At 57.5% G+C, this 12,806-nt stretch carries 9 protein-coding genes; 4 read left to right on the top strand and 5 right to left on the bottom strand.

The window, feature by feature from the left end; translation table 11 throughout:
• Nucleotides 1-60 precede the first annotated feature (60 nt).
• Nucleotides 61-4,875, top strand: coding sequence for a DUF4214 domain-containing protein (locus tag ACG74X_RS17870; RefSeq protein ID WP_411236536.1), 4,815 nt, complete (start codon nt 61-63; stop codon nt 4,873-4,875).
• A gap of 47 nt (nt 4,876-4,922) precedes the next feature.
• Here ACG74X_RS17870 and ACG74X_RS17865 read toward each other — a convergent pair whose 3' ends face one another.
• Nucleotides 4,923-5,981, bottom strand: coding sequence for an OmpA family protein (locus ACG74X_RS17865; RefSeq protein ID WP_411236535.1), 1,059 nt, complete (start codon nt 5,979-5,981; stop codon nt 4,923-4,925).
• A gap of 264 nt (nt 5,982-6,245) precedes the next feature.
• Here ACG74X_RS17865 and ACG74X_RS17860 point away from each other — a divergent pair, with 264 nt between their 5' ends.
• Entirely contained in the window at nt 6,246-7,673 is a 1,428-nt protein-coding gene (locus ACG74X_RS17860) for a caspase domain-containing protein (RefSeq protein WP_411236534.1), read from the top strand.
• 12 nt (nt 7,674-7,685) lie between these two features.
• Here the strand turns inward: ACG74X_RS17860 and ACG74X_RS17855 are convergent, their stop codons facing one another.
• From ACG74X_RS17855 to dctP, 4 genes are read right to left on the bottom strand one after another with little or no spacing between them, the layout of a single operon-like run.
• A complete protein-coding gene (locus ACG74X_RS17855) occupies nt 7,686-8,561 on the bottom strand; it encodes an oxaloacetate decarboxylase (RefSeq protein WP_411236533.1) in 876 nt (291 codons plus the stop codon).
• A gap of 4 nt (nt 8,562-8,565) precedes the next feature.
• Complete coding sequence (locus ACG74X_RS17850; protein ID WP_411236532.1) at nt 8,566-9,840, bottom strand: TRAP transporter large permease; 1,275 nt, start codon at nt 9,838-9,840, stop codon at nt 8,566-8,568.
• Nucleotides 9,837-10,334, bottom strand: a complete 498-nt coding sequence (locus ACG74X_RS17845; RefSeq protein WP_411236531.1) for a TRAP transporter small permease — start codon at nt 10,332-10,334, stop codon at nt 9,837-9,839. Before ACG74X_RS17845 ends, ACG74X_RS17850 begins: the two co-directional genes overlap by 4 nt.
• A 58-nt stretch (nt 10,335-10,392) precedes the next feature.
• A complete protein-coding gene (gene dctP / locus ACG74X_RS17840; RefSeq protein WP_411236530.1) occupies nt 10,393-11,385 on the bottom strand; it encodes a TRAP transporter substrate-binding protein DctP in 993 nt (330 codons plus the stop codon).
• Nucleotides 11,386-11,772: 387 nt separating this feature from the next.
• Here dctP and ACG74X_RS17835 point away from each other — a divergent pair, with 387 nt between their 5' ends.
• Both ACG74X_RS17835 and ACG74X_RS17830 read left to right on the top strand, forming a co-directional pair.
• Nucleotides 11,773-12,141, top strand: coding sequence for a hypothetical protein (locus ACG74X_RS17835; protein ID WP_411236529.1), 369 nt, complete (start codon nt 11,773-11,775; stop codon nt 12,139-12,141).
• Nucleotides 12,138-12,797, top strand: coding sequence for a MotA/TolQ/ExbB proton channel family protein (locus ACG74X_RS17830; protein ID WP_411236528.1), 660 nt, complete (start codon nt 12,138-12,140; stop codon nt 12,795-12,797). The genes ACG74X_RS17835 and ACG74X_RS17830 overlap by 4 nt, the downstream gene beginning before the upstream one ends.
• Nucleotides 12,798-12,806 lie beyond the last annotated feature (9 nt).

Genomic DNA, 12,806 nt, shown 5'->3' with positions numbered 1-12,806 from the left:
CTTATAAAACCAAAGTCGCGGCCAAAATGGCCCGTTACCAACAAAGAAACTGGACCCAACATGGACGATTTTGACGATTTCATTGGCCCCAATGCAGTCTATGGCAACCTGCTGAATGGGGTTGCATCCATCGGCCGAATTGAATTTTCAGAGGACGAAGACTGGTTCGCGGTCACACTGGTTGCCGACACGCAATACCGGATTGACGTTCGACCCGAAATTGTAGCTGGCGGCGGAAGCCTGGCCGACCCCGAGTTTGTGGGCGTATATGACGATAGCGGGCTGTTTCAGGTCGGCTCAGGCGACGACAACAGCGGACAGGGGCCGAGTGCGCAGGCGGTTTATACCGCGTCCTATTCCGGCACACATTATTTCAGCGTGCAATCTGCGGACGGTTTTGAAACCGGGTTTTACCAGATCGAATATCTTGACCTTGGCCCTCTCAACCCGCCGATTGTCGAAGAAGAGACCCTGAACGAAGGTGATGAGATCACGTTCAGCATTGATCTGCTTGAACCAACGTCGATTTCCGCCCCCTACCCCGGCACCGGGTCACCGGATGAATTGATTGCGTCCCGGGACATTACGGTTTCGGTCATAACCGAGAATGCCATCGAGGGTGAGGACTTTGAGGTCGACTACACATTTGGCGATCCGCAAAGCCTGAATATTCGTATTCTGAACGATGACATCGTGGAGGATGACGAGACGTTTTCAGTTTCAATAACCGGCGCGATCGACTGGATCGTCCCGACAGGGTTCGGCTCGGACGGCAATTTGATCACAAACGTGCTGGGCGGTTCGGTTGTGGGGGCCATAGAGCGCCGCGAGATTGACTTCACGTCTGAGATCACCATCAACTCTGCGCCCGAGGGAGACCCACTTCCGATAACGGATTACACCTTTGTCGAACCGGAAATCGTCACCAACGTGCTTGAAATCTTCGCCGATGGCAGCGGTGAGGAATTTACCGTTGTCCCGTTCACCTTCGACGGCCCTCCGATCAGCGGCGAGATCCTGGCAAACGGCGATCTTTCGATCACCGCGTCAACCGCGACGCCGGGCCAATCCGTCATCCTCCGCTTTACGGTTGTCGACAGCCGCGGTGCCCTGACCGAAGCGGAACAGGAGATCACGTTTGGCGCGCTGTCGGATGACTTTCTGCCCGGCGACACCGCAACCGAATTGGGCAGCCTGACAGCAGACCTGCCGCAAAACGGCAATATCGAACGACAAGGCGACCGGGATCGGTTTGTTGTCGAATTGGAGGCCGGGCAGCTTTATTCCATCCGGGCCGACACCGCGTCCAGCAGCAGCGGAACGCTGGCCGATCCGGAAATTTTCGGTGTTTTCAACAGCGCGAATGTCTTGCTTGCCGACACAACCGATAATGACGGTGGCATCGGTCGCAACGCGCTTGTCGGCCCATTCGCTGTCACCGTCAGCGGGCTTTACGAGGTCGAAATCGGCAGCCACACCCCTTTTGGGACGGGGGCCTACACCGTGATACTGGACGCGTTGGGCCAAGCGGATGATTTTTTGCCGGGCGTCTTTGCAGAAGAGTTTGGCACCGCGGTCGTCAACAGCCCGGCAACCGGCAGCATTGAATCCGAAGGCGACCGGGATCGGTTCGATATCGACCTGCAAGCAGGCGTTTTCTATGACATTTCCCTCGAAGGTATCGACACCGATGGCGGCTCGCTTGGCAATCCGGAGATCATCGGCGTTTTCAACGCCGCCGGGCAACCTCTGCCCAACAGCGCCGACAATAACAGCGGCGTGGGCACCAATGCGCTGATCGAAGGGTTTGTTGTCGACAGTGACGGCACCTATCAGATCGAAGTGGCCGGAGCACGCGATCTCAATATCGGGGGGTACACGCTGAATGTCGACTCTGCCGGGTTCGTTGACGATTTCCTGCCCGGCATTTCGGAGGGTTTGGGCAATGTCTCGGTCGGTGGCCGCGCGACCGGCAACATCGAAACGGTCGGTGACATTGACGGTTTTCGTGTATCGCTTTCGGCTAACGCGACCTACGAGATCAACATCCTTGGCCGCGAGTCAAACAATGGCACATTGGTCGATCCCGATTTGGTCGGGGTTTTCACCTCCGCAGATCTGGGCGGGTCTCCGATTTCATCGGTGCAGACGCTGAACACTCAGATTGTCGGAGATGACAGCACATCCTTTTTCACACCGCAAAGCGACGGCGAGTTTTTCATCGGTGTTCAGGATGCCTTTGGCGGGACCGGAACTTATACACTTGCCATCGACAGCATCGGCGTGCGGGATGATTTTGCCGCCGATATCGACACAACCGGGTCGATCACACCGGGCGGCACCGCAAATGGCCGAATTGATTTTGTGCAGGACGAAGACTGGTTCGAAGTCAATCTGGCCGCAAACCGTCTTTATGAAATAGAACTGGTCCCCATAGAAGGGGCCAACGCCTTGGCCGATCCGTTCTTTCGCGGCGTCTATGACAGCAATGGTGTCTTGATCCAGAACACGCTCAACGATGACGGGGGCGACGCAACCAGCAGCGCGCTGCAATTTGTGACCGACACCTCCGGAACATTCTATCTGTCTGCGGGGGGCTTTAGTGACACCACAGGCCAATATCGTCTTGAATTGAACGACCTTGGTCCTTTGGATGACGGTGCGTTTGACATCACGTTTGAATTCACCTCGGACGAGGTTCCGGACAGCTATATCCGCGCCTTCGAAGACGCCGCGGAGCGCTGGGAAGAGATCATCACCGGCGATCTGGATTATGGCTTTGTCGAGGGTTACGGCTTTGTCGATGACGTTCTGATCGAAGTCTCTGTGCAGGATATCGAGCTGTCTTTTGAAGGCGTGACGCAGGAAATCCTGGCGATATCAAGCGTGCTGGATCAGCGCGATGACCTGAGCGCGCTGCCAACCTATTCGCGGATTGTCGTCAATTCCGACGCGGTGGGCACGCTATTGAATCTGGATGAATTCCTGATGAACCCGATCGGCCGCGCGCTTGGGTTCGGATCACTGTGGGAAGAACGTGGGCTGGTCCGCGATATAGATGGCGTGGCAGCCTATACCGGCGTGAACGCGTTGCGCGAATTGCAAGACCTGTCTGACGACCTGAACGGCGTCAATGCGCTTGAAGCGGGCGAAGACGGTGCTCTGGCCGCCGAATACTGGAGTGAAGACATCTTCAACCAGGAACTGATGACACCACGGATCGAGCTGCGCAGACCGGAGGCCGGGCCGGGCAATCCGAACAGACCTGACAATCCGATCAGTGCGCTGACCATCGGGGCGATGCAGGATCTGGGATATCAGGTGTCCTATGCGGAGGCTGATCCCTTTAGCCTGTTGGGCGATGCGCTGTCGCGCGTCTCATCACACCGCCCGGACGAGACGGACACCGCCGCGTCGGACCGCGCCCTGTCCGCGCAACGGCTTTTGACAGACCTGACTGACAGTGACGATATCCCGAACGGGGCCGCCTATATTCACACGCGGGCCAATGTCCTGTCCGAACAGCCTGGGCGTTTTTCTTTGAACAACGGCAACAGCGAACTGGTCATCGCCACCGGCACTAACGCCTTGTTCATCGAAGGTGTGACAGGTGAAAACCTGAGTGTGGAACTGAAGGGGACGTTCGACAAGAACAGCCCGAATACGGTCAATGGCCTGTCCGGCACCGTTGAGTCCATGCAGGTCTATTCCTTGACCGGGCTGCTATTGTTCAGTGTCGACTACTCGCAAAGCCCGGTTCCCGTATCCGAGGTGATTTCCCAATGGCCCAACTATTCGATGGATGACGCCAATATCATCATCGTCGACAGTCTGGAGGGGGCAACCGCGCGGATCAATCCAAATGGCGGCGCACCTGATGCCAGCCGTATTTTCACCGGCGCACGCGATGATTACGTGCGCGGTGGCGACACCCCGGAATTCATCAATGGCGGGGCCGATAACGACAGTCTTGTCGGGCTGGGCGGAAATGACACCCTGATTGGAGAAAGCGGCAACGACCTATTGTCGGGAGGCCGGGGCAATGACCTTGTGAACGGGGGCGGCGGCACCGACACGGCGCTGTATTCCGGATCGCAAGCGTCCTACACCCTGACGCTGAGCCCCGATGCCACAACGCTTGCAGATCGCCGTGGCGCAGAGAACGGGACCGACACCTTGGCCAATATCGAATTTCTGCAATTCGACACAAATTTCAATGATGGCGGTCCCTTCAATCTTGAGATTTTCGGCGGACCTGCTGGTTTGAATGCGGCGGATTTCGAAAGTTTTATCGAACTTTACATCGCCTATTTCAATCGCGCGCCAGACGCGGTTGGTTTGTATTTCTGGGGCACGGCGTTTGCCAACAATATCCCGCTTGAACAGATCGCAACCGAATTCGTCGGCCAAATCGAAACACAGGCAGCCTATCCGAACGGCACATCGTCTGCCGTGTTTGCCGAAACCGTCTACAACAATGTGCTTGGCCGCACACCGGATCAGACCGGCTTTGAGTTCTGGGTCAATGCGCTGGATACAGGCAGCGTGACACGGGATCAGTTTATTCTGGACGTGCTGCGCGGCGCCAAGTCAGACCTGAAACCCGAAGAGGGTCAGGCTTTTGTCGATCAACAACTCGCAGACCGGGCCTATCTTGAAAACAAGACCGATTTGGGGGCCTATTTCGCCGTTCACAAGGGGATGTCCGATGTGGGCAATGCGTCATCAGCAATGGCGCTGTTTGACGGCTCTCAAAGCAGTATCAACACCGCAGTTGCCGCGATTGACAGCTTTTACGACAGCGCGCTTAACCCCAACACCGGCGAATTCCTGATGCCGTTGATCGGTGTTCTGGACGACCCGTTCGACAGCTAAAAAAGGGCACCCCGATCCGGGATACCCTCTCATCTGCAATACGGGGGTCAATTCAACGCGGTAAATTCAATCCGGCGATTGCGCGCCCGGTTTTCCGCGGTGTCATTGTCAACGATCGGACGGGTCTCTCCGTAACCGACGGCGCGCAAGCGGTCTTGTGAAATTCCCTTATCGCTAAGCCAGCTGCGTACAGAGGCGGCGCGGCGTTCGCTGATCGTCTGATTTTGCTGAATGCTGCCGATGGAATCCGTGTGACCGGCGATTTCGAGGCTGAAACCGGGGCAGCGATTGACGATATCATAAATGTTTTCCAGCAAAGGAAGGCTTTTGTCGTCCAGTCGGGCACTGCCGGATGCGAAAAAGATATTGCCTGTGCGGGACAGAATTTCAAAGCGTCCGCGACATGCCTCTTCGGACATCTCGCCCTGGGTTTCCAACGCAACTGAGGCCGGCAACAACTGGGCTTCGGGCAGATCCGGAGGCGTGCCCGGCTGCGCGCGGTCGAAGACAAAGTTGAAACTGACCACTCCCACCGGCGTGATGTCGACATTCGCGGCTTCCTGCAGCTTCATGCGGCCCTCTTCGAGATCCAGCTCTTCGAGTGTGAAGGCCAAAGGCGTGATCGACGACACAACCACCCTGTCATTGTCGATGAGTGTAACGGCCACATCGGTTGTCTTTTCCAGCGTCACGCCCCGCAGGGTAAAGGTGTAGGCAAGATCCATTTCCTTGCGGCGTGTGAGGTGAAGATCGGTCAATACCGCCGGATCAAGCTGGGCCGTGATGATCGCCTCGGGATATTGAAACGTCTCAAAAAACAAAAACCGCATCCGCACATTGCGCAGATCGACTTTGGTGTCGACGGAATCCAGCAAAACCCGGACCTGGGCCTGCCCGTCCTCGGTTATGACGCCAGACAAGGTTGCAAAGGAGCTGGATTCAGCAATTTTTGACTTTTTGACCGACAAAAACCGCAATTCAGACGCGTCCGCATCCAAATTCCAGCCATACTCGAACGGGTCAGCACTTTGCGCGGATACCGGTGTGTGTGTGGAAAACAGGAAAAAAGCACAAAGGAGAAAAAGATGAATAACTGCAGTTTTCATTGTCACCTCTCGGGTTAAAATACATCAAACAGCGCCTCAGCGCGCGAAAATTCAGATTAGAAGATAATAACAGAAAACTTGCATAACTGCCTACGAAAAGCGATAAAAATATTAATTCTAGAAACATATTTTAGTGTGCGAACCAACAGGCCCACGCCCGTTGTCAGAGCAAAGCAGGAGCCTTCAGTGCCGGGTACGTTCAAAACGCAGACCAACTCTTTTTTAACAAACGTCTTTTTCATTACACTCTTATGGATCGCTTCGGTGACATTGGCACATGCCCAGGATCGGGTCGCGCTGGTGATCGGCAATTCGAACTATGACACGGTGTCGCCGCTGGACAATCCGGTACGCGATGCCGAACTCATTGCGCAAACGCTGCAAAGCATCGACTTCGAGGTGACGCTTCTGATCGACGCGACACAAAGCGACATGAACCGCGCGCTGTCGCAGTTTGGGCGCAGCCTGCGGGAAAAAGGCCCCGACACAACCGGGCTGTTTTACTATGCCGGTCACGGTGTCCAAAGCTTTGGCAACAACTATTTGCTGCCGGTCGATGTTTCACTGGGCGATGCTGCGGATCTTGATCTGGAAAGCGTCGAGGCGCAGTCTGTGTTGCGCCAGATGGCTTCGGCGCGCAATCGCACGAATTTCGTCATTCTCGACGCCTGCCGCAACAACCCGTTTGCCGACATCCCGGAATTCAACGACCCGGGCCTTGCGGAAATGAAGGCCCCCACCGGAACCTTCCTGTCCTATGCCACCGCGCCCGGAGCCGTGGCTTTGGACGGCACCGGCCAGAACAGCCCGTTCACACAGGCTTTGGTGCAGGAAATGGTCAAACCGGGTCTGGCGGTTGAACAAATGTTTAAACAGGTGCGCGTGTCGGTTCTGGAAAAGACCGCTGGCCAGCAAACGCCGTGGGACACGTCCTCGCTGACCAGTGATTTCCGCTTCGTTGACGCACCAACAGAAGACCCAGAGGCACTGGCCGCGCGGCAGCTGTGGAATTCGGTTCAGGCGACGCGCGATCCGGTTCAGATCATGCTGTTCCTGCGCGGCTATCCCAACAGTGTTCATGTCAACGACGCCCGCGAATTGCTGGCCACCGTGATCGAGGAAGAACTGACCTCACCCGAACCGCAGGCCCCAGCTGCGGTCACCGCAGGCCCGTCTGATCAGGAACAGCAGATGTTCGAGGCAGCACAAGCCAATCCAACCATTGCCGCATACCAAGGCTATCTTGACGCGTTTCCGAACGGAACCTTTGCCGAATTCGCAAAACAGGAAATCACCGCGCTGGCCACCAATACCGGCACCGACCCAGTCGGAGACGGCGTGACAGAGCCCGCGCCAGAGGTCGAAATCGCGGCCATTCAGGAACGCGCGGCCGCTCCGACCGTCGTGACCTTCAATGGCCCCCTTCAGGCACCCGGCTCTCCGATTGACGGGTTTGCGATTTCAGATCTGTTCGATTTGTCACCGCAATTTCCGCCCATCCCAGATTTGCCAGAGGCTTTGTGGGCAAACGCCACCTGCGCAAGCTGCCACGAATGGAACCGGGAACGTCTGTGCGAGCAGTCCAACAATTACCTGACTTTGAGCGGCCAGAAATCGCTTGAAAAAGCGCATCCTTTCGACGGGGCGCTAAAACGAAACCTGCGCCAATGGGCGGCCGGAGGCTGCCAGTAAGCGGGTCACAGATCAATCGCGCTTGGACGAGGCGTATTGGTCTGACGTTTCGTAATAGTCGTTAAATCCAATGCGCGCGCGCAGGTCGGTGAAATCCATCTGGTTGGGACGCGCATCATCGCGCATTGCGCGCAATGTCGTGACCATCGCCTGCATGGCCGACGCCATCAGCGACAATGGATAGGCGGCGAGGGAATAGCCGATGTCGTGCAAAGCGGCATTGGGTAAATCCGGTGTGGCCCCGCCTTCGACGATATTGGCCATTTTGGGCCCCGGCAGATTGGCGCAGACGTCTCGCATTTCGGCTTCGGTTTTTGGCGCTTCGACAAACAGGATGTCCGCGCCCAGTTCGGCAAACATCGCCGCGCGGTCAATCGCTTCGCCAAGCCCGTGGTCATGGCGCGCATCGGTGCGGGCAAGGATCAGGATATCGCCACCCCGAGCGCGCAGGGCCTCGCGCTCATCCACCGCTGCGCGGATGCGGTCGAAGGCTTCATCCCGCGACACCACCGCTTTGCCGGGCGTGTGGCCGCAGCGTTTGGGTGCAAGCTGATCCTCGATCATCACTGACGCGCACCCAGCCTTTGCAAACCCGGCCACCGTCCGCCGCACGTTCATCGCGTTCCCATACCCGGTGTCGCCATCCGCGATCAGCGGGATAGAGATTGCGTCGGCGATGTTGCGGGCCTGATCCACAACCTCGGCATAGCTCATCAATCCAAGATCCGGCGCGCCGATCCGACTGGCAGAGGCGGCAAAGCCGGACATGAACGTCAGGTCATAGCCTTCCTGCTGAATCAGTTTGGCCGACAGCGCGTCAAAACAGCAAGGCATGATGTGGCAGGTGTCTTGCGCCAGCAGGTCGCGCAGTGTTTTGGCGTGGTTCATAACGTCACCATTTGAACGGGATATAAAGGGCAAGATCAGGAAAGGCGTACAGGATGCCGACCGTGACAATCATCAAGGCAAGAAACGGCCAGACCCCCCGCGCCACATTGGCCAGCGATGTGCGGGCGACGGATTGGATCACGTAGAGGTTCAACCCAACCGGCGGCGTGATCAGCGCGCATTCGACCATGATCACCATGTAGATCCCGAACCAGATCGGATCAAAACCAAGCCCCAACGCGGCCGGCAACAGCACCGGTGTCATGATCAGGATCATCGACAACGCCTCGAACACCAGCCCCATCAGGAGCAGAACCAAAGACACCACGATGATAAACATGATCGGCCCATCGATCGTTTGCGCAAGAAACGCCGAAATGTCCTGCGGGATACGGTAAAGGGCGATGGCCTTACCGAACACCTTGGCCCCGGCGACGATCAGCAGGATCGCGGCGGTGGTGATGGCAGATTCGCGCACCGCCTCCCAAAGTGTGGCCCATGTCAGGGTGCGAAGCCAGAACGCCACGATGAACAGTGCCGCGGCAGAGCCGACCGCCGCCGCCTCGGTCGGTGTGAACGCGCCGGAGTAAAGACCGACAATCACCAACGCCGCGAGCGCCACCGACGGCAGCGCACGTTTTGACGCGTCGATACGCTCTTGTCGGGTGGCCTTGGGCACGTTTTCGAAATTGCCGGAAAGTTTGGCATGCAGCATGGCAAAAACGATAAACAGCGTAACAAGCAACAGGCCCGGCCCGATCCCGGCAAGGAACAGGGCAATCACCGATTGTTCGGTGACAAAGCCATAGACGATCATCGGAATCGATGGCGGGATCAGAATGCCCAGCGTTCCACCTGCCGCGAGCAAACCATAGACAAAACGTTTCTCATATCCGCGATTGATCATCTCGGGAATGGCCACGGTACCGATGGTGGCTGCGGTTGCCACAGACGAGCCCGAGATCGCGGCAAACAGTGCACAGCTGATGATGGTCGCCACGGCAAGTCCGCCAGGCCAATGGCCCACCCAGGCCTGAACGGCGGCAAACAGATCACGCCCGACCCCGCCTTTCAGCAGCAGGTTCGACATCAGCAAAAACAGCGGAACCGCCAAAAGGATAAACCCGTTCAGCGTGGACAGGATAGATTGCGGTGCCATCAGCGGGGAAAACCCGCCCAACATAAGCATGCCAAGCCCCATTCCACCCAGCGCAAACGCCACCGGAACGCCCAGCAACAGGACAACAAAAAGCGTGACAAGAATCAGGATAATCGTCATTCGTGGGTCGCTCCCAAGCTGGCGCTGTCGGCGTCTTTCAGACGCGCCAGCTCGACCACGCCTTGCAGCGCAAGAAGCCCGAAACCGATGGGCACGGATGCCTCTGAAATCCAGATCGGCAAGTTCAGGATCGACCCGGTTGTGCGGCCCCGTTCGAAACTGTTGAGGAAAATATCAAAGCCCCAGAAGGCAACAATGGCCGAAAACACGATCACTACGATCAGGGACAGATACGCGCAGACGCGTTGCCCAGCCTCGGGCAGCAGCGATGTTACGGCATTCACCGTGATGTGACGCCGCAGCGTCAGCAAATGCGCCATCGCAAGCAAGCACCCCCATATCAGGCAAAGCTGACTGAGTTCGGCCGCCCATATGGTCGGTTTGACGAAAAAATACCGCGCGATGACCTCGTAGGTCAGCATCGCACCGGTCGCGGCCATCAGCACTGCACCAATCATGCAGGCCAGCCAGGAAATACGGCTTATCAGGGACATGAGCACATCAAACGGACGGCCAAAATGGCCGCCCGCTTCCAAAGAGTTACGTCAGAATTTACGAGCCGGACTGCACGCCAAGCGATTCAAGGATCGCCTCGCCCGTCTCGCCTGTGGCCTCGATATAGCTGTCATAGACAGGCTGTGCGACGGCTTGCCACGCGGTGAGCTCTTCTTCGGTCAGATCGACGATTGTCATTCCGTTTTCTTCGGCGGCGGCATAGGCGTCGGCTTCGATCTGGCTCATGCGGTCGCGTACATCATCCTGCGCCACATTGGCCGCGTCCCGGATATGGCCCTGCGTTTCCGCATCCAGACCATCCCACCAGTCCGTGTTGACCACGACGACAAATTCGATATTGGCGTGATTGGTGCGGGTGATGGTGTCCATGACCTCCCACAGCTTACGCGATTTCACACCGGACACCCCTGTCATGCCAACGTCCACTGTCCCCCGCTGATAGGCAAGGTATTGCTCGGACCCCGAGATCAGCGTCGGAGCGCCACCTGCGGCCGACACAAAGTCGCCCAGCGTTTTGCCGAAGACCCGCACTTTCTTGCCTTCAAGGTCGGCAGGGGTACGGATCGGGTCGTCCTGAGATAGCAGAATCGCACCGCCATAGGCCTGCCAGTAAAGAACCTGACCGCCCGTCTTGGCGATCTCGGCCTCTAGCGCTGTGCGGACAGGCGCGCCTTCGGCAACCGCCGCGCGCACCTTGTCTTCGGTGTTAAAGAGGAACGGCATGTAAAACACATCGACCGCCGGCGCATCACCGACATAGCGCGTCAGAGAGGCCACACCGGCCTCGATCGAGCCAGCCCCAACCGCCGCAGGCACTTCACTATCTTTGTAAAGTGTGGCGCTGTCGTAGATCTCGACATCAATCGCGCCGCCGGTGCGTTCTTCGACTTCCTTCTCGAACAGCACAAGATTTTCACCAAGATGGCTGGTCAGCGGAAGCTGAAGCGAAATCCGCATCTTCTCTTGCGCCAGCACCGCACCGCCAAATACCGACAGACACGCTGCGGCCACTAGAGTTTGCTTAAACATATCATTCCTCCCATTTTATTAGCGCGCGATCATAGCCAGAGTCTTTGGATTGACAACTGCCCCAATCTCGGGCGCATGCAAATTCACGAAAGTCCGAAGATTCCACCGGCCAATCGCGATGTGCCGCCGATCCTGGTGAGGACGTCAGTCCAAGGGGTTTGCCGCAGCTTATCGCAATTTCAGCGGCGTTTCGGGCAAAAGTAAATATCAGGGTGTTTTTGTCAGGATTTTTCTATATGAAAAGGTACAGACAAGTCGTGTCATCCAGCCGGTCGCAAGTGATCTCAGCCAGACAGCACGTTGATGAAAGTCAGCGGAGATATCATGCGAAACCCAAAATCATTTGCGACAGCCTTCTTACTGTTTGCGTCCGTTGCCGCGCACAGTGTGGCGGATGAAGACGCCGCCGGGAAACTGACGATAGAGCTGAACGCCGCGCAAGCACAGAATGACGCCTGTGTCCTGAGCTTTCTTGTGCAGAATGGCCATGCAACAGACATCGAAACCGTGGTATTCGAAGCGGTCCTGTTCAACGGCGAAGGACAGGTGGACCGGCTCACACTTTTTGATTTTGGCACCTTGCCCTCCGCCCGCCCCCGGGTGCGCCAGTTCGTCGTGCCAAATCTGGACTGCGATGGTCTGTCCCGGATCATCTTCAACGGCGCATCGCAATGCACCGGCACCGGCGTCACACCTGCGATGTGCGCGGGGCAGCTTAGCCTAACCAGTCGCATCGCGACAGAGGTGTCGGGATGATCGACGCAACGATAGATGCGATTGGCCGGATGGCCGCGCTTGGCGGTCCGGTTGTCCTGATCCTGATGGCGGTCTCGGTGCTGACGATGGCGGTCATTCTTTACAAAATCTGGCAATTCCGGGCAGCCGGTGTCGGACGGCACGCGGCGCTGCGCGCGGCAATTGAGAGCTGGGACGCGGGGCGCATCTCGGATGCGCACGCGTCGTTGGGTCAGTCGACGAGCTACCTTAAGCCGGTCGTGGCGTTGGGTCTGCATCACCGCGCGGACACGGCCCGTATGGAAGCAGAGGCAGAGACGTTGTTTCTTCGGCTGGAGCGCGGCTTCAAACTTTTGGACACGGTGGCACAACTGGCCCCTCTTCTGGGTCTTTTCGGCACAGTTCTGGGCATGATTTCTGCCTTTCAGGCATTGCAGGAGGCCGGGGCGCAAGTGGACCCGTCCATTCTGGCCGGAGGGATCTGGGTTGCATTGCTGACGACGGCGGCGGGGTTGATCGTGGCCATGCCAACCGCTGCGGTGCTGACCTGGTTCGAGGCGCGTATGGATGCGGAGCGCGTCTTTGCCGGACGCGCGATTGCGACGATCAGCGGCCCAACCAGCCATTCACAGACGCAAACAGACGAGGTCTTGGATGCGACATTTGTCCCGGCGTAAGCGGCTTTC

The organism is Marivita sp. S0852, assembly GCF_046591575.1.
Classification (GTDB): domain Bacteria; phylum Pseudomonadota; class Alphaproteobacteria; order Rhodobacterales; family Rhodobacteraceae; genus Marivita.
The sequence above is the reverse complement of the archived record's forward strand: the minus strand, read 5'-3'. Positions and strand labels throughout refer to the sequence as shown.